This is a genomic window from Paenibacillus sp. FSL k6-2145, from assembly GCF_037976585.1.
Taxonomy (GTDB): domain Bacteria; phylum Bacillota; class Bacilli; order Paenibacillales; family Paenibacillaceae; genus Paenibacillus.
This window is the reverse complement of record NZ_CP150267.1, coordinates 5227787-5244691: the sequence shown is the minus strand read 5'-3', so window position 1 is coordinate 5244691 and position 16905 is coordinate 5227787. Positions and strand designations below refer to the sequence as shown.

At 45.0% G+C, this 16905-nt stretch carries 16 protein-coding genes; 1 reads left to right on the top strand and 15 read right to left on the bottom strand.

Going from position 1 to position 16905, the window contains the following annotated elements; translation table 11 throughout:
- Positions 1 to 72: 72 nt before the first annotated feature.
- The 7 genes from NZ043_RS23275 to NZ043_RS23245 form a co-directional block, all read right to left on the bottom strand.
- Complete coding sequence (locus tag NZ043_RS23275; RefSeq protein ID WP_339309330.1) at positions 73 to 1104, bottom strand: alcohol dehydrogenase catalytic domain-containing protein; 1032 nt, start codon at positions 1102 to 1104, stop codon at positions 73 to 75.
- A gap of 41 nt (positions 1105 to 1145) precedes the next feature.
- Positions 1146 to 2453: an aminotransferase class III-fold pyridoxal phosphate-dependent enzyme gene (locus NZ043_RS23270; RefSeq protein ID WP_339309329.1), complete on the bottom strand. Its 1308-nt coding sequence runs from the start codon at positions 2451 to 2453 to the stop codon at positions 1146 to 1148.
- Between the two features lie 37 nt (positions 2454 to 2490).
- Complete coding sequence (locus NZ043_RS23265; RefSeq protein WP_091030866.1) at positions 2491 to 3645, bottom strand: glycosyltransferase; 1155 nt, start codon at positions 3643 to 3645, stop codon at positions 2491 to 2493.
- Between the two features lie 352 nt (positions 3646 to 3997).
- The gene (locus tag NZ043_RS23260) at positions 3998 to 4564 is read right to left on the bottom strand and encodes a helix-turn-helix domain-containing protein (RefSeq protein WP_339309328.1); all 567 of its coding nucleotides are present in this window, start codon (positions 4562 to 4564) and stop codon (positions 3998 to 4000) included.
- 152 nt (positions 4565 to 4716) lie between these two features.
- Positions 4717 to 6195, bottom strand: coding sequence for an ABC-F type ribosomal protection protein (gene abc-f, locus NZ043_RS23255; RefSeq protein WP_339309327.1), 1479 nt, complete (start codon positions 6193 to 6195; stop codon positions 4717 to 4719).
- A gap of 377 nt (positions 6196 to 6572) precedes the next feature.
- Positions 6573 to 7085, bottom strand: coding sequence for a GNAT family N-acetyltransferase (locus NZ043_RS23250; RefSeq protein ID WP_240767999.1), 513 nt, complete (start codon positions 7083 to 7085; stop codon positions 6573 to 6575).
- A 35-nt stretch (positions 7086 to 7120) separates the two neighbouring features.
- Positions 7121 to 7978 (bottom strand): MerR family transcriptional regulator, encoded by an 858-nt coding sequence (locus NZ043_RS23245; protein WP_176872650.1) that lies wholly within the window; start codon positions 7976 to 7978, stop codon positions 7121 to 7123.
- 139 nt (positions 7979 to 8117) lie between these two features.
- On the opposite strand from NZ043_RS23245, the gene NZ043_RS23240 reads away from it, so the two are divergent.
- Positions 8118 to 9623 (top strand): MFS transporter, encoded by a 1506-nt coding sequence (locus NZ043_RS23240; RefSeq protein WP_339309326.1) that lies wholly within the window; start codon positions 8118 to 8120, stop codon positions 9621 to 9623.
- 266 nt (positions 9624 to 9889) lie between these two features.
- Here the strand turns inward: NZ043_RS23240 and NZ043_RS23235 are convergent, their stop codons facing one another.
- The 8 genes from NZ043_RS23235 to NZ043_RS23200 form a co-directional block, all read right to left on the bottom strand.
- Positions 9890 to 10273, bottom strand: coding sequence for a hypothetical protein (locus tag NZ043_RS23235; protein WP_133384648.1), 384 nt, complete (start codon positions 10271 to 10273; stop codon positions 9890 to 9892).
- A gap of 143 nt (positions 10274 to 10416) precedes the next feature.
- Positions 10417 to 11022 (bottom strand): pentapeptide repeat-containing protein, encoded by a 606-nt coding sequence (locus NZ043_RS23230; RefSeq protein WP_036608249.1) that lies wholly within the window; start codon positions 11020 to 11022, stop codon positions 10417 to 10419.
- Between the two features lie 252 nt (positions 11023 to 11274).
- Positions 11275 to 11883 carry an N-acetyltransferase gene (locus NZ043_RS23225; RefSeq protein ID WP_091030886.1) on the bottom strand — a complete coding sequence of 203 codons (609 nt, stop codon included), beginning with the start codon at positions 11881 to 11883 and terminating at the stop codon, positions 11275 to 11277.
- 32 nt (positions 11884 to 11915) lie between these two features.
- On the bottom strand, positions 11916 to 12278 hold the full coding sequence (locus NZ043_RS23220; protein ID WP_249910808.1) for an Asp23/Gls24 family envelope stress response protein: 363 nt from the start codon (positions 12276 to 12278) through the stop codon (positions 11916 to 11918).
- A 165-nt stretch (positions 12279 to 12443) separates the two neighbouring features.
- Entirely contained in the window at positions 12444 to 12920 is a 477-nt protein-coding gene (locus tag NZ043_RS23215; protein ID WP_091030890.1) for a hypothetical protein, read from the bottom strand.
- Positions 12917 to 14938, bottom strand: a complete 2022-nt coding sequence (locus NZ043_RS23210; RefSeq protein ID WP_339309325.1) for a S9 family peptidase — start codon at positions 14936 to 14938, stop codon at positions 12917 to 12919. The genes NZ043_RS23215 and NZ043_RS23210 overlap by 4 nt, the downstream gene beginning before the upstream one ends.
- 21 nt (positions 14939 to 14959) lie before the next feature.
- Positions 14960 to 15889: an ABC transporter permease gene (locus NZ043_RS23205; RefSeq protein ID WP_091030896.1), complete on the bottom strand. Its 930-nt coding sequence runs from the start codon at positions 15887 to 15889 to the stop codon at positions 14960 to 14962.
- 16 nt (positions 15890 to 15905) lie between these two features.
- Entirely contained in the window at positions 15906 to 16823 is a 918-nt protein-coding gene (locus NZ043_RS23200) for an ABC transporter permease (protein ID WP_017688654.1), read from the bottom strand.
- Positions 16824 to 16905 lie beyond the last annotated feature (82 nt).

Sequence of the window (16905 nt, the reverse complement as noted above, 5' to 3'; positions counted from 1 at the left end):
CCTTCCTTCTGCGGTTTTCACCGCTGCGAATTCTAACTTCTCGCAGCGGCAAACCCGCTAATGTCTACATGCTTATAGGATAAGAGCTGTTTTGACTGAATTCATCGGCAACTTCTCTCCAGTGTGCATGTCATAACCAATCGTTCCATTAAAGGCCTGTTCATAATCACTCAGCAGTTCCTTGGCTGTCACCATCTGTTCCAGTTCCGGGATGCTTTGGGCAAATTTCAGTGCCGTACTGATCATCGAGTGATTAGCAACTGCACCGATGATACTAATGCCATCATTAATGACGGCTGTTGATTTGAACGTTACCTCATAGCTGTCGTCATATCCCATAGGAATAATTTTGCCGCCTTTGGCAATCAGCTCAAACCCTACATGAAGCTGGTTACCAACCGCGTCCACTACAATATCAAACTTTTTGTTATTATTGATCTCGTAAACTTTATCCAGTGTCAGATCCTGAGGATAGAACACATGATCCGCGATCCCTGAAGCGAACTCTTTGCGGTATGGATCCACTTCCGTGCCTACAGTAAGCCTTGCCAATCGTTTGCTAACAAGCTGACACAGGGAACCGATTGCACCCGAACCGAGGACCAGTACGGAGTCACTTGGCTTAGTCTCTGCTTTCATGAACGTCTGAAGTACACATCCCAGTGGTTCGATCATCATGGCCGTTTCCCAACTCATGGAATCCGGGATGGCATAGATATACTTTTCGTCCCCGACAAAATATTCAGCAAAGGTTCCGTGTGTCGTCATCCCTACTTGATAGTCATCAAAATTCTCGCAGTAGATGAACAGACCTTCGCGGCAATAGGAACAGGTACCGCAAGATTGCGTGGGATCAACCAATACCCGATCACCGATCTTGAAACTACGTACTTCATTGCCCACCTCAACAACGGTGCCCACACCTTCATGACCAATGATTGTCCCTTTATTTGCAGGCACTTTGCCTTTGACAATATTCAGATCTGTCCCGCAGATGCCGGAACCATAGATTTTAATTTTTACCTGGTTTGGCTTTTGAATGGTTGGCTCCTCAATCTCCTGATAAGTCACCTGTTTGAGATCCTGATATACGAGTGCTTTCATTGAATATTCCTCCTAGTCGATTGTTGATTATAATCTATGGATTAAGCTTCAAACGTTTTCGAAAATTGCATCGCATGAAGATGTTCCTGCTTCTGAATCTCTTTCCAGTCTGACAGGATCTGCAACAGCGCTTCCTCGACCCACAGCAATTCTTCCCGTGTATGGGCATCGGAGAAAATAAAGTACCCTTTGGTGAAAATGCCGAAGTGAGCCATTCTCTTCACCATGAACTCGCGGAAAGGATCTGTTTGGAAGTTATCTTCAGCCAAGGATTGAATGCAGAAGCTTGCATACGTCCCCTTCACTTCCAATTGATCCGTTAATCCGAGTAACACAAGTTCAGATTCCAGACGATCCATGATCCGGGTTGCCGGTTCACGCCAGGTCGGCCATACTTTCGCATTTTTCATTAATCGTTCACAGGCAATGGCTGCCGCGAGCGCTGTTGTTTCGCTGGAATGGGCATTACTGAATCGGACCTGTCCCGACAGAGACATCAAGTGCTCAGGCCCCAAAACCGCTGCGAGCGGTAAACCGTTGGCCATACCTTTCGAGATACAGAGCAGATCAGGCCAGATGTCATATTCTCCTGCTGTAGCCTGCTTGCCCATTCGAATACCGGAAGTGACCTCATCAAATATAATAATGATGTCCAGAGAGCGACACAGGTTTACGGCTTCCTCCAGCGCGTCCCTTTTCCACTCGTTGGGGCACAAAACAATACATGCGATATCCTCGGGAGATGAGGTAATCTGGGCCTCAATTCGCTCCACAGTAGGTTTGTTGACCCAGATCGTTGAACGCTCGATATCCACCGGGATGCCACGTTCTTTCGTCTGGCCACCATAATAGCCGTAGGCAGACCAATCGTGCCACCCATGATAAGCCGTCGCAATAACCTTGCTCTTACCACTTGCAGCACGAGCCAGACGTACAGCTCCACTCACTGCATCGGCCCCACTCTTGGTAAAGCGAAGCGATGGATAACGACCCTCGAACCGCTCCAAAATCAACTCGGCGCATTCAAGCTCAATGTCGGCAGGCAGAGAAAAGCTTGTCCCTTTTTTCAGCTGGTGAATGACGGTTAGTTGGACTTCATGCCTCGCATGGCCCCAAGACGCCGTACCCATGGCCATCTCGCAATCCAGCCATTCATTCCCGTCGATATCTGTAAATCGGGATTTGTAAGCCTCTGCACAACATACGGGTGTATGCCCGGGAAATAAACGTTCAGGTGCTTTGGCTAAAGTGCTGCATCCGCTCGGAATTACCTTTTCGACTTGTTCCAACCACTCCAGATTCCGGGTAAATCTTACGGCACGATCGAGCGTGCTCTCTTTTTCTTTCACCTTAAGTACCTCCCTGTTTATTTTCGTTGTGAGTGAATTACCGAACTTTGGTTCCAGGCCAGCATCCATCGTATATGCGATCCATTGTGATCACATTGCCATACAGGTCAATGATCAGATCCTTGGCTCGATGAGCATGTCTCATCTCAATCCAATAGCGGTTCTCCAGCAAACGGGCGAAATTGTCCACCAAAAACAGTAACCGGTTCTCACTATGAATCAGTTCCTTGCCCAGTACCTGTGGCAGCCAGATGGCCCCATTGGAATTAAAGCGGTTTGAATAGTCACGTACTTCGGCTACATTTGCAAATTCGGCTTCCTCCAGCTTGGTCCAGAATGTATCGGCATCACTTCGAACCTCGGCAAGGTCAATGCCAACAATCGGCAGATGCTGGTATTCCCCTTGGCTTTCCAGCTGTGTTTTCAAATGACTGAAAACGAATGGCCACACATCAGCCTCGATTTGACCGCCCCACTTTTTCCAGAAGCGTGCCAGATTGTTCTTGCGGTTGAAGTTGCGGTGAATGCCGCTGCTGCGTTCCCAGTGATACGCCTGAATATTCGGGTTAATGACCGTATCGTATCCCGCAGCTCGTGCCCGCATCTGATAATCAAAGTCCTCGTATCCGTTAAAGAACTTCTCATCGAGGTTGCCGATGGTCTCATACACCTCCCGCTTCATGCCAAACATGGCGAACACCACCAGTTGAACAGAGAAGGTTTCTTTTGGTATATCATCAGGAGATGCGTTCAGGAACAGGTGTCGTCCGATGGTGTCCGCAAAAGCAATGCCGCAATGCTGCACGCCTCCTGTTTGCGGATACAACAGAACCCCTCCAATCATGCCAATCGTAATATCGCTATCCAGTGTCTCTTTCATCATCGGTTGCCAGTTCGGTTGAAGAATGGTGTCAGAATCCAGGAAGAAAATGTACTCCCCCTTGGCAAGACTCAGTGCGCTATTAATCGACACGGCGCAACCGAGTGGAAAATCATGCTGAAGAATCTCGATGGTCACACCTTCACTTACTTCTTGCTTCAGTTTATCCAGATGTTGAAAGACTGCTGAGCCGGAACCATCGTTGATGAAAATAATCTGAGTGGATGGGCTTACCGTCCGGAGTAACGAATCTGTGAACAGGTTCAAAATGTTATAGTCCTGGTTGACTGGCACAATAATGGTGTAAAGCATGGAATCCCTCCTGATTTGGGTTGATGGAATGAGTACATAAGCTGATTCGAACTGCACAATTGCAGGTAGTTCTGTCCGGCCCCCTCGTTTGAATATTTTGTCTTTATTTGGTAATGATTTGAATCTACTAGAAATTTATATCATTTTTTGTAAACTGGAAATCTTAAATTCTGAACCCTGTTAATATTTGAATCTCAGTAAAAATCAAGTCTTTGAAGCTTGCGCACTGAGAAACGCTGTTGTGAACGCAAAAAAACACCCTCAAAGAGTCTGCGTATCTAACGATACGATTGACTGTTTAGGGGTGTTTTCGTATTTAGATCTATTGTTTTTTACTTCAATTGGCGCTGACCTAGTGTTGCTTAAATCCATGATAAAACGTGTCTATTACAAGCGCAGGGGCTGCTTTTCTCGCGATATGACCACTTACAACCTGCTGCCACGTCAGGAACATGATGGAATACAGCACATCGACAATCCAGGTTTTATCAAGATCGGAGCGGAAGTAACCTTTCTGTTGTAACAGACCGACCGCATGCAGTACAGGTTGTCTCAGTTTCATATCTGCTCCCTCAATCTCGGGATTATAGTTAACGGTGGTGTCATGAGCCAGAAAATATATTTTGTCGCCTAATGGAATCAGCGCCTCGATCAGCTCAGGTATGTATTTTTCACAGTGCTCCTCATCCAGTTGAATTTGTTGCATGGTCTCACTGACCACCTCGATTGCGCGTAATCCCAGATGAATCATCAGCTGTTCGCGGCTTTCCACGTATCGATGTAACGTAGCGATCCCGATTTTTGCAGATTCTGCAATTTCATTCATGGAAGCATTCGGTTTTTCAATCAGCAACTTGGTGGCCTCGTCCAAAATGGAATGAAGCCTGGTTTGTTTGATTGTAGTCATTTCCTTTTTCATTGTATTACACCTCTTGGCGAGTATAGTTCAACAATTGATCTGATCATCCATCATATGATTGGATTAGACTATAAAATTATAGCATACTTCCTAACGAGTAAAACTAAAAGCCGCCATTTGGCGGCTCTTAGCATCGTTATCTTTCCCGTTACTTACAGTTCGATGATTCTCGTTGCAATATTTGTACAAAATTCACGATCATGCTCTACAAAAAGCAGGGTTGGCGAGTATTCCAACAATAAGTCTTCGATCTGCATACGTGAAATGACATCTACAAAGTTGAGTGGTTCATCCCAAATATGCAGATGTGCTTTCTCACTGAGACTTTTGGCAATGAGCACTTTCTTTTTTTGACCTGCGCTAAACGTTGAGATATCTTTCTCCAATTGCATTCTGGAAAAATCCAACTTTCGAAGTATCGATTTAAACAGACTTTCATCAATCCCCTGTGTGGCCGCATACTCAGATAAATATCCTCCGAGATCGGACGTGTCCTGCGACACATACGAGATTTTAAGCTGATGATCCTTACGGAAAAGACCTGTATAAGGGATATCTTCACCACAGATCAGTTTGAGAATGCTTGATTTTCCAGATCCATTTTTACCGTATAGGGATATACGATCCCCTTTTTCAACCGTGATACTGACATCCTTACACACCGTATTGGAGCCGTATGAGATCGACACATGTTCCAATTCGACAAGTTCATGCTTGTGAAAATCCAGCTGATGAATCTGTAGACGTTCTGCACTCTCGATATTTTTGAGAAGTTTGGATTTCTCCTGAATCGCAGATTGCTGCCTTTGTTCGATATTTTTGGAACGTTTCATCATTTTGGCAGCCTTGTGCCCAATATATCCTTTATCCACCTTGGAACCGGAATTTCTCGTACCATTTTTGGTTTTTTCAACTTCATGCGACCATCCACCGGTCCGTTTGGCTGAATCGGATAAACGTTTGATATCCTTTATTAATTTCTCATTACTCGCAAGTTCAAACTGATCTTGCCTTCTTTTATTTTCCCACCAAGCGGAAAAATTGCCTTTCTGAATCTCGATGTTACTCTTATTGATGGAAAGGATATGGTCCACGCTGTGATCCAGAAACGCCCGATCGTGAGATACCAAAATAAATCCACTCTTGCTGCGGAGATAATCACCTACAATTTGTCTCGCATGAAGATCAAGATGATTGGTAGGTTCATCAATGAGCAGAAACCGATTATCCTTCAGGAACAAAGCAGCCAGCATCACCTTTGTTTGTTCTCCGTTGGATAACGTATCGAAAGGCCGATACAACACATCTTCTGACACTTTCAACAGGTTAAGCTCGCGCACAACTTGCCAGTGCAGATATTCAGGATGAATCTCGCCGATGACATCGACGGTCATAGCTCCCTTATTCTCTACCTGGAAAGGAAAATATTCAAAGCTAACATTCGCAGAGATATGTCCGCTGTACTCATATTTGCCGAGCAACAGATTGAGGAAGGTTGTTTTACCTCTGCCGTTCCTTCCGGTAAAACCCAATTTCCAATCAGAGTCCAACTGAAAACTAACATTTTCAAATATGTTATCGTAACTGCCATCATAGGCAAAGGTCAGGTTGGTAACGTTAATTAAAGACATACAGATCATCCTTCTTATGTGAAATATAAAAGTAAACTGACGGGATTTCACCATCGAACATGGCATGGATTCCCTCACTTTAATATTTGAACATAATCAGAATTTAAATTCGCTTATACAATAAAGAAACCTGGCGATAAATCATTTAGCGCCGAGTAGATCTATGCATAGGAGGACAAAGTGTCGGATTCTGATTAGTTATATTGTGAACCATGCCACTGTTCATGTTCGTTGACAGGTCCACATAAACATCTACAACCTCTAATTCAGTCATCACTTTAATCACCCCTTTACAAGCTCACAATTTGAATACAGAAAACTTAACATGGAATACAACATGGGTCAAGGCACCCTTCTCCCATATTGGCGCGTAGGGATTAATATAAATATCCTAAAAAGTCGAGTTCCCCTTCACCCCATGGCATGCTTCCCACTTCTTTAATCATTAACCCCTCTACCTTTTGAGTCCCAACTCCAACTGTGGTTAAGGTTTCATGATCAATTTTCAACCACTTACATGTGTTGCTCACCGTTTTGAATCCATTTTTGATGTACAATTCCTCATGATCCGCAAATAATAGGACAAAATCAACACGCCCTTTGGCCAACCTTTCCACTTCGGATATTAACAAAGAAGCGATTCCTTGAGAGCGAATAGCCGGAGAAACACACAAATCGATTATCCCCAACACTCTTATGGGTGTTCCATTCAAATTCATCATCCTGTAATCTAGTCCGACATGCCCAACTAATTGGTTATCAGGGGTAAATGCCAACACTCTGCCATGTGGTATTTGCTTAAAGAACAATCTGTCTTTTGGATAAACCTCTGGAAAACTGGCAACAAGTAATTCTTGAAGAAGAGCTGACCATGCTTCACTTAGATCCACATCATATGTTTTAATTAATTTCAGAAAAAATCCTCCTAAATCAAGCCATTCTGTTTTTTGCTTGTGTTATCAGCCGTACACACCTCTACGTAAATTTTGATGATGTACTCATCGGGATTACTTTCTGCAAAATAAGTGAGCAGGTCCAGTGCATACACATGTCCACAGACTTGCAGTCCCTCTTTTTCTATCTCCTCTTTCATGAGGGAATACGTCTCCGGCATGCTTTCGTATGAACCTCGATGATTCATGACGGCATACATCCCTTTGGGCTTAATCCATATCGTTTCCCCTGAAATGGGAGCTTTTATTTTGTTGCCAAAGTAATCCGGATAGTATTCTCCTGCCTCATAGTGCTCCTGACGTAAGATCGTCCATACCGGAAATTCATAGTCGATCATCTGTTCATCACAATGGGTCCTGTATTCAATGAACTTACGGAAGAATTCCTTATCCCCATCCCCTTGCTCCAGTTGAACAGCAATAAAATACTCCAGCTCACATTGTTCAATATGCAGCCCTTCAGGAGAAGCATCCGTGGCTTGTTTCGTCATTTCAATGGCACCACTTAGCAGCTTTTGCATACGTTTGATTCGTTGTTGCTCCAACTCAAGTGCCTTTAATTTCTGTTCAAATAGCTCAATTAACAATGGTGTATTCTGATTTTGAATAAATGACTTAATCTCTTGGAGTGAGCTTCCTGCCTTCTTCAGCACATGTATGACATCCAGCACATACGTTTGTTGCATACCGTAGTAGCGGTAGCCCTTGGCATTGATATATTCAGGCTTTAACAGCCCAATCTCGTCATAATGAAACAAGGTATGTTTGGTCACTCCGCAGATCTTGGCAAATTCACTGGTGGTAAAGTGTTGTGCGTGATGTCCAGCCATCTTAGGGCCCTCCGTGTACATATGTGGTCTAAGTTATAAAAGTATAAATGCATTATAGTGTGTAAATAAAGATTTGACTATAGGGTTACCCGATAGTTTAGTCTAAAATTGTAAGTTATTCATATCGTCGGAGGGAAACATGTCAAAATTCAAACGTTGGATGATTCTTGTTATTGTCTCAAGTGCACTATTACTCATTGTCATGGATATGACCATCCTGTACACCGCTTTACCCAGCTTGACCCATGATCTCGGTGCATCTGCTTCGGAGAAATTATGGATTCTGAACGGTTACTCCCTTGTCATGGCGGGTCTTCTTCCTGCAATGGGAACACTCGGGGACCGTGTTGGTCATAAAAAAATATTTACCCTGGGCTTGCTCGTCTTTTCTGCTGCTTCTCTTGCTGCTGCCTTTTCTCCAGTACCGGCTGTACTAGTCATGAGCAGAATTCTTCTAGCCGTAGGTGCATCCATGATGATGCCAGCGACATTGTCGATTATCAGAGTTACGTTTACGAATGAGCGAGAACTCGCACTGGCGATCGGCATATGGGGTTCCATTGCATCAGGTGGTGCTGGACTGGGACCGATTGTTGGTGGACTGCTTCTTCAACATTTCTGGTGGGGCTCTGTGTTTCTAATTAACCTGCCTATCGCTATTCTTGCGTTTGTATTCGCCTTGAAAATGATTCCTAAACACCATGGGGATGCGTCGAAAAAGTGGGACTTCACCAGTTCCATTCAGATCATGATTGCCATGGTTGGAATTATCTATTCCATTAAGGAATTCACAAGACGCGAAGGATCCCTCACACTCGCTATCATTGCTGCTGTGATCGGTCTTCTGTCCCTGATCATCTTTATTCGCCGTCAGAATAACAGTACGACTCCACTGCTGGATCTGTCCTTGTTCAAAATTCCAAGATTCAGTACCGGCTTTATTACCGCACTGGTTGGCTTATTTGCACAAATGGGTGTGCAATATATGGTCACTCAGCGGCTTCAGCTGGTGGAAGGCATGTCACCTCTTCAGGCTGGACTATTCACCGTATCCATACCTGTTGCAGCACTCATTGCCGGACCTGTTACGGGGGCCATTATGCACCGTGTGGATGTTGTATATATCAAAAGCTTCACTCTCTTCATCGCTGCCCTTGGCATGGGGACGTATCTGATGTATTTCAATGCTGGGTTCACTGGGCAAATTATCGGTTTGGCACTGCTTGGTGCAGGTCTTGGATCAGGCATGACCGCTGCATCACATTCCATTATGAGTTATGCCCCACCTCACAAAGCGGGTATGGCAGCATCCATTGAGGAAGTAGGTTATGAGCTGGGCGGAGCATCCGGTATTGCGATTATCGGCAGCATGTCGACCTTGTTCTACACGCTGGCAATGAAGATTCCTACGGGAGTTCATGTGCCAGCCAATGCGAAGGACAGTCTGGATGAAGCGCTTATCGCTGCCGAAAGCTTGCCTGCTGCGTCTGCTCAATCGCTCAAAAATGCCGCCTTTGCTGCATTTGACCAATCTTTCATTGTTGTCATTGCAGGTGTGACCGTATTTCTGTTCATTGCTGCTCTGATCATGAGCTGGGTTGCCGTGCGCTTGAAACGAGCACAAAAACGCAGCGTTAAAACGTAATGAAATTCACTTCATGAAACAAAGCGAGGTATATAGAATCATGTGGTTTCCGATAACCAATGGATTTATTATTTTATTAGGTATATTTGCGATTTTTCTGATCGTTAGAAATATGTCAAAAGAAGAGGATTAACTGCTGACTGTCGATAACTTAAATAGCTTGTTACCATTTTCAATTAAATTAACATCAAAAACCACTACCTGAGTTGTTTCAGGTAGTGGTTTTTGATATGCCTGATAACAGAAGCTTACCACCCTGCGGCACCTCACGGAAGGTAGGCATCCTGTACCTCAACTTTGCGTTCATTCCCCATCGCAATGTATCTTACGTTAATGACATTTCCTTTCTGAAAGTGGGGAATATGTGTGATTGGAATATAAGTCTCTACAATTGTTGGGAAGGTGCGGCCATCAACTTGGGTTACAGTCAAATCCAATCGCACACCAGGCCTTCCATCCATACTGGATGATGTCTGTACAATATCATGAATTATTGCTTCTGTTGGAATTCCGTCCATCAGAATGCTCTTGCGAAGGTGATGTTTCTCTTTATTGTTACTTAGCAGTTTAAATGCCATAATCGTAGTGATCGTGCCTGTTATAAGCCCAAAGACAACAATAGCAATAAGAATAATTAATGTGACTGTCATGATAACCTCCTTTTATTTGAAACTTATGTTAACTACTTCTTGTTTAGATCTCTTATTCCTGCCTATTTTCTTTGAATCGGAAAGCTTCAAACTCAAAAAAGCCGCCTTAAGGGCGGCTTCATGCTGTGTATGTTCAACTCAACTTAGTCTACTTTCGCACCATACGAGCGTACAAACAGAACCGCTTGTTCGCGATCCAAACGTACGCCTTTGATATCCAGTGATTTCAGATCGATGCCTTCCAGGTTAGCCCCTCTTAAATCGGCCCCTTGCAGCTTGGCTCTGCTTAATACAACTCGGGTAAGATCACAGTCTCTCAAATCCGCTTTGGTGAAATCCGTGTCCGTAAAGTCAGCCTCAAAGAAACGAATTCCTCGCAGATCCTGTTTCCCCAAACGTGTATGTCTCAGATTCGTATAAGACCAATCGCCGTGGCTTAGTGTAATCCCATCCATTTGCGCACCTGAAAAGTCCGATCCCGTCATCTTGCAAGAACTGAATTTGGAAGCAAATAGATTCGCACCACCAAAGGTGCAGTTTTCAAAAGCTGATTCCGTATGAATCGAACCATTCATGGAAGCCCCTTTGAAGTCACACTCGATAAAACGGCAGTTACTTGTCTCAATCTCTTCCATAGAAGCGTTCATAAATGTACACTGCTTGAAAACACAACTTATGAGTTCTCCATAGCGCAGATCACGTCCCTCAAAATGTACTGCTTCATATTCCTGATCTTTATATTGATACACTGGTTACACCCCACATTGTATATTTCTCCGTCTTTCTTCATTAAAAGAACTTTTTATACTATACCACACCCCTGTCAAGTACCTGCTTAAACCCATACAAAAGTCAAGTTACTTTTTTTATGAGAAAAATCTGAAAACTAAAAAAGGGACGCATAAAGCGTCCCTCCAGCACACACTTTTAACTGTTCCAATGTGGGCTTATTTATGTGAAACTCTCAGTTAGCTGCTTTTTTCTATTCGTATTAGAATGCACTACACCAGTATTTTGGACATTCGGTACAGGGATAACGACGGTTTATTGATTTCCCCTACTCTCTGGTATCCCAAACGCTCGTAGAGTTTAATAGCTAGTAGATTTTCCTTTTTAACCGTAAGTGAAGATTTGGACAGACCTTGTGTTATAGCTTGCTCCTCAGCAAAATGAATGAGGTGTGTCCCTACACCTAGTCCTCTGCTTTCAGGCAACGTAGCCAATGTTCCGATGTGGTACTCGTCGTTCTCCGCTTCTTTTAATGTCACCATGGAGTAAAACTCTTTCCAATGTTGGAGATTATACTTAATCAGGCCCCATTTACGAAGTTCAAACAGTTTGGAGAACGTTGGCAAAGCGAGTTTGTTCATTAAAGTGGTTGGATAACACATGATCATGCCCAGCGTTTGGTTACCCATTTTGGCTTCATAAGCGTACTGGTGACTGAATCGGTTCTGTTTCGAGCGCCATAACTTGTTGAATGTTTTTTCTATAATGCCTTTATCCTTGGTACCTGCAAGCGAATATGCCATATATTCAAGTGCCATCTGATTTAGTTGCCCGCCGACTAAAGACTGTGGACTGGCTTTTGTTATGGAAATCTTATTCATCGCTGTCACTCCTCTAGGTAGTTGAAGTTGGACTAAAGCTTGGCAGCAGGTTGGTTGAATGAAACCCCCTCGACGATCACATTCACCGTATCAATGGTTAACCCGGTCAGCTGTTCCACATGTAATCTCACATTGTTTTGCAATTCCCTGCAGACTTCATGTACTTTCGTTCCATAACGAACCACAACCTTTAAGTTAATCTCCAGTCTGGAATCTATCTTGCGAATGGCAATGCCATTTTGCAGACTTTTCCCACTCCACTTTTTGGTGATGCCTTCTACAAGTCCTGTCGACATGGAGGAAATCTCACTGGTGGTATTTGCGATCTTGCCGACAATTTTGGAGATCACATCATCCGATATTTGAATTTTTCCCAAAACATTTTGAATGGACATCCTAGGTCCCCCTCTTTATACCTGCATTTTTGATATATTAAAGTATCATTTAATAAAAATATAAATCATTCGGAGTCCGATTTCAACTTTTGAATTCATTCACTCACATTTCTACCTGTACATAGCAAAAAAACCGCGATCGTCGCGGTTTCTTCTTGGTCCATATTAAGGGAACTTCAATTGAATATGGACAGGAATGCGGGAGGATAACCCACTCTCTTTGCTGCCTTCTTCTGCTGCCTCTGTTTCTTCTAGTTGCACGATCCACTGCCTGCCAATTAACGATTGTAGCAATTCAATCTCTTCTGCGGTCAGTTGAATATGCTTCAGTGACAGTTCATCTTGAACATAGTCCCGATCCACCTTACGGTCAAACCGGAAATCGAGCAATCGTTTCAACCCGTTAATATGCAAAAACTTGAACTCATAACCTTGACGTATCGCCTTTTCCCAATCGTCTCCGATATCAGCTGCTGTCTGTAGTCTTTCATCAAAATCCATCGCGGATTCCTTAACCAGAGGCAACAACCGGGAATAGTCTCGACGTTGTAAACATTCAATAATCACTTCTTTTGATTCCCCACTTGTCAGAACATTCTCTACAAGAAGCCCTACAGGAATGGACAGCTGAGTTCGACTCATTGCTCGCCCTCCTCATCCTTCCCGAGGTACTGATTGAACCAGGCATTCACCTGTTCGAAGCTATCGATCCGAAGTGAAGGTTTACCGCTTTTGAGCAAACTGTGGTTGGAACCTGGATAACGAATCAGTTTAGTCTTTTTACCATATCGTTTTAGCGTAGTATATAATTCCTCCGCTTGTGCAATCGGTGTCCGATAGTCCTGCTCTCCGTGCATGATCAGAAGTGGCGTCTCAATGTGGTGTGCATGAGCAAGAGGTGAGCGGGACCACAGGAATTCAGCGTTTTCCGCCGGATTACCACCGATGACTCCCTCGACATAGGAAATACCGATATCACTCGTTCCATACATGGATAACCAGTTGGAGATGCAACGCTGGGTTACAGCCGCCTTGAAACGGTGCGTATGCGCCACGATCCAGTTGGTCATCACTCCGCCATAACTGCCACCCGCTACACCCAGACGTGATGCATCAAGGAAATCGTATGTAGCCAAGGCATAATCAACAGCTTCCATCAGATCCCGGTAATCCCCTCCGGCAAAGTCACCACGGCAAGCTCTGGCAAATTCTTGCCCGTATCCCATACTTCCGCGAGGATTGATCCACAGCACAGCGTAACCTTGCGCAACGAGTGTCTGCATCTCATGACTGTACGTTCCTGTATACATCGCGTGGGGTCCACCATGAATCTGCAAAATTAATGGCAGCTTCCCATTGGACTTACGTATTGCCGGTGTGGCTAACCAACCTTGAAGCGGCCATCCATCGGAGGATGTAAACTCTACACGAACTGGCACATTTACAGCCAATTCAGCCATGAATTCATCATTTCGCCGGGTGAGTCTGAACATTTCACCACTGTCGATATTCACGCGATATAATTCTCCAGGATGTCCATCCGTCAACGCAGCGATAACCAGCGACGTTCCATCCGGCGTTAAGGTATACTGATACACATCCTTTTCACCAGCGCCCGTTACGAGTTGACAATTCCCATCATCTTGAATGCGATACACGTCCACATTTCCATTGTGCGTTCCGAGTACATATACACCACGTTCCGGATGATGGGCATCCGAGATAGGAGAAGGTGATGCACCTGCCGACTTCATATCCCCCAGTGCTGCGTTACCCATCTGCATATCTAATTGAGGTGCAATTATCCTGGGTACACCCCGCTGAACTGGGACAGCGTATAAGCTGTTGTGGCTCCCACTTCCATACTCACGATCACTGGCGATCAGGATCAGCTGTTGCCCATCAGATGAATAGGAGAACTGGTTTATCGCCAGACTGGAATCCGTCACTTTGAAGAGATCACTCTCTCCCAATCGAATGCTGTATATATCCGTAAAGTACAGCAGATCCGCATCAAGTTCCTCATCCTCTACTTGCTTCGAAATGAAAGAAAGCTGCAGGCTATCTGGCGACCATGCGGGAGCACTGATATTCCATAGCCCGGAAGTCACCTGCGTGATTTCCCCGCTTTTGAGCTCATATACAAACAAATGGCTGTATTGACCATCCCACCAGCCAGATCCTTCCGCCTTCGGCGTTGTGCGCTCGAAGACTTTACCTCGCAACACAGGTGCTGGCTCCTGTTGGACATCTGCTTTCTTCTGTTGGTCCTCCGGTTGCACCTTGCTGGTAAACGCAATGTACTGCCCGTTCGGTGACCAGATATAACTCAATATTTTACGTGCGGGAGATATCAGCATGATCGGCTCTTTTTGATCTGAATGAAGCGCCCATAGTCCTTTCCCCCCATCCACTGAGCGAATAAATGTGAGCTGTGTGCCATCCGGCGACCAAGCAGGTGAGGAATCTTTTGTTCCATCCGAAAGTGCAATATCTTCATCACCATCGAGGGAAATCCCTCGAATTTGCGTGTTATATTCGTTTTTATCCTGATCTATGGTCTGTTCCACATAAGCCACTTGTCCGTTCAGACTGATTACTGGCTGACTGATCCAACGATAGTGACTCAGATCCTCCGGCAGAATTGGTCTTTGATTCATAATGATGGCTCCCTTCTCCGTTTATTTATGGGTTGTCTCCGTACGTGGATCAAGCACATCACGCAGCCAATCTCCAAGGAAAATAACACCGAGTACGGTAAATGTAATGGCTAGTCCCGGGAATGTAGCGACCCACCAGCTTGTTGCAACGTATTGTCTGCCATCACTGAGCATACCTCCCCAGGATACATCGGGTGGTTTGATACCCAGACCCAGGAAACTGAGTGAAGCTTCCATAATAATGGTCGTGCCCACATTCATACCGCAGATGACGATAAAGGATGAAAGAATATTCGGCAGAATGTGTTTGAGAATCAATCTTCCATTCTTCGCGCCAATCGATCTGGCCGCATGAACAAAATCCCGCTCTTTGATACTTAGTACTTCACTTCTTACCACACGGGTGAATGGAACCCAGTTCGTCACCCCGATGACAAAGATCAACGTTGTAATACCCGGGCCAACAATCGCCATCACAACAAGCATGAACAGGATGGTTGGAATCGCCATGAATGCATCACCTACACGCATGATGACGGCATCCAGCCATTTCCCGTAGAATCCGGATACCAGCCCCAGAATCGCGCCAATGATTCCTGACACAATCACGGCACCCATACCCACGATTAAGGAAACCCGGGCACCGTATACAATACGGCTCCACATGTCTCTGCCGAGATTATCGGTACCCAGCCAGTATTCGGCCGTTCCACCCTCAAGCCATGCTGGTGGTTTTAGTCGGTTTAGCGGATTCACCGCTGCCGGATCATGACTCGTCAATAGAGGTGCACCTATGGCAATTAACACAACCAACAATACAAGCACAGCACCAAACATTCCGGTCTTGCTGATGATCAGTTGTTGCCAGATATAACGAAATCCCGTTGGTGCACGCCCATTGTCTTGTTCCTGTTCTGTACCCGGAATTGGCATTTCATTGCTGCCTGTCATATGATTGCACCTCCTTCTAGTCGTATTTGATGCGCGGATCGAGTAGCCTGTAAGCTACATCCGTCAAGATGTTAATTACTACAACGATAAAGGCAATGACAAACACCGCGGCCTGTACAATCGCCATATCATGTGTGTTGACTGCAACGACCAGCAATTGACCCAGTCCAGGCCAGGAGAATACCGTTTCCGTAATCAAGGTTCCCCCGATCAGACTTGTAAACTGCAAACTCATAATCGTCACGACCGGAATTAGTCCATTCCGAAACGCATGTTTCACAATGACAACCATTCGGCCTAGCCCTTTGCTGCGGGCTGTTCGAATATAGTCCTGGTTGAGAATCTCCAGCATGCTGGAGCGAATCAGTCGGGTCATCTGCGCAGCCAGTCCAACGCCAAGTGTAAATGCCGGCAAGATCAGATGTGACAATCCTCCGCGACCGGATACCGGCAATACGCCCAGCATGACGGAGAACAAGAGGATAAGCATAATCCCCATCCAGAAGTTTGGCATCGCCTTACCAATGACGGATATTCCTGAAATAATGAGATCGGTAAACGTATTGCGTTTGACAGCTGAGATGACGCCAAGTGGCACTGCCATAAGTACGGCAAAAAACATGGCGGCTACCGCCAATTCAAAGCTGGCAGGCAATCTCTCCAGCACCAGCTCTAACGCAGGCTGATTGTAGCGAAAAGACTGACCAAAGTCTCCCTGTATCGCACTGCCCAGAAACTTCACGTATTGCGTATATAAAGGCTGGTCCAAACCAAGTGCCTGCGTCAAGACAGCACGATCTTCAGCGGTAGCCGTTTCAGGCAACATTAGCGCAACCGGATCACCAGTGACTCGAACCAAAATGAACACAATTAATGAAACAATGAACAGCACCGGAATGATCTGTAGTAATGACTTAAGTACGTATTTGCCCATTCCTTGTTCACCTCCCTTTTAAAAAAGAACGGCAGGAACATGGTTATCCAGTCCCTGCCGTTCACGGCCTATCTTTTCAATG

Excerpts from the sequence above, each read along its gene's own strand:
- NZ043_RS23205 (WP_091030896.1), bottom strand. The coding sequence starts at position 15,889 with ATGACAGGCAGCAATGAAATGCCAATTCCGGGTACAGAACAGGAACAA.
- NZ043_RS23275 (WP_339309330.1), bottom strand. The coding sequence starts at position 1,104 with ATGAAAGCACTCGTATATCAGGATCTCAAACAGGTGACTTATCAGGAG.
- NZ043_RS23260 (WP_339309328.1), bottom strand. The coding sequence starts at position 4,564 with ATGAAAAAGGAAATGACTACAATCAAACAAACCAGGCTTCATTCCATT.
- NZ043_RS23265 (WP_091030866.1), bottom strand. The coding sequence starts at position 3,645 with ATGCTTTACACCATTATTGTGCCAGTCAACCAGGACTATAACATTTTG.
- NZ043_RS23215 (WP_091030890.1), bottom strand. The coding sequence starts at position 12,920 with ATGAGTCGAACTCAGCTGTCCATTCCTGTAGGGCTTCTTGTAGAGAAT.
- NZ043_RS23245 (WP_176872650.1), bottom strand. The coding sequence starts at position 7,978 with ATGGCTGGACATCACGCACAACACTTTACCACCAGTGAATTTGCCAAG.
- NZ043_RS23210 (WP_339309325.1), bottom strand. The coding sequence starts at position 14,938 with ATGAATCAAAGACCAATTCTGCCGGAGGATCTGAGTCACTATCGTTGG.
- NZ043_RS23200 (WP_017688654.1), bottom strand. The coding sequence starts at position 16,823 with ATGGGCAAATACGTACTTAAGTCATTACTACAGATCATTCCGGTGCTG.
- NZ043_RS23225 (WP_091030886.1), bottom strand. The coding sequence starts at position 11,883 with ATGAATAAGATTTCCATAACAAAAGCCAGTCCACAGTCTTTAGTCGGC.
- abc-f (WP_339309327.1), bottom strand. The coding sequence starts at position 6,195 with ATGTCTTTAATTAACGTTACCAACCTGACCTTTGCCTATGATGGCAGT.
- NZ043_RS23220 (WP_249910808.1), bottom strand. The coding sequence starts at position 12,278 with ATGTCCATTCAAAATGTTTTGGGAAAAATTCAAATATCGGATGATGTG.
- NZ043_RS23235 (WP_133384648.1), bottom strand. The coding sequence starts at position 10,273 with ATGACAGTCACATTAATTATTCTTATTGCTATTGTTGTCTTTGGGCTT.
- NZ043_RS23240 (WP_339309326.1), top strand. The coding sequence starts at position 8,118 with ATGTCAAAATTCAAACGTTGGATGATTCTTGTTATTGTCTCAAGTGCA.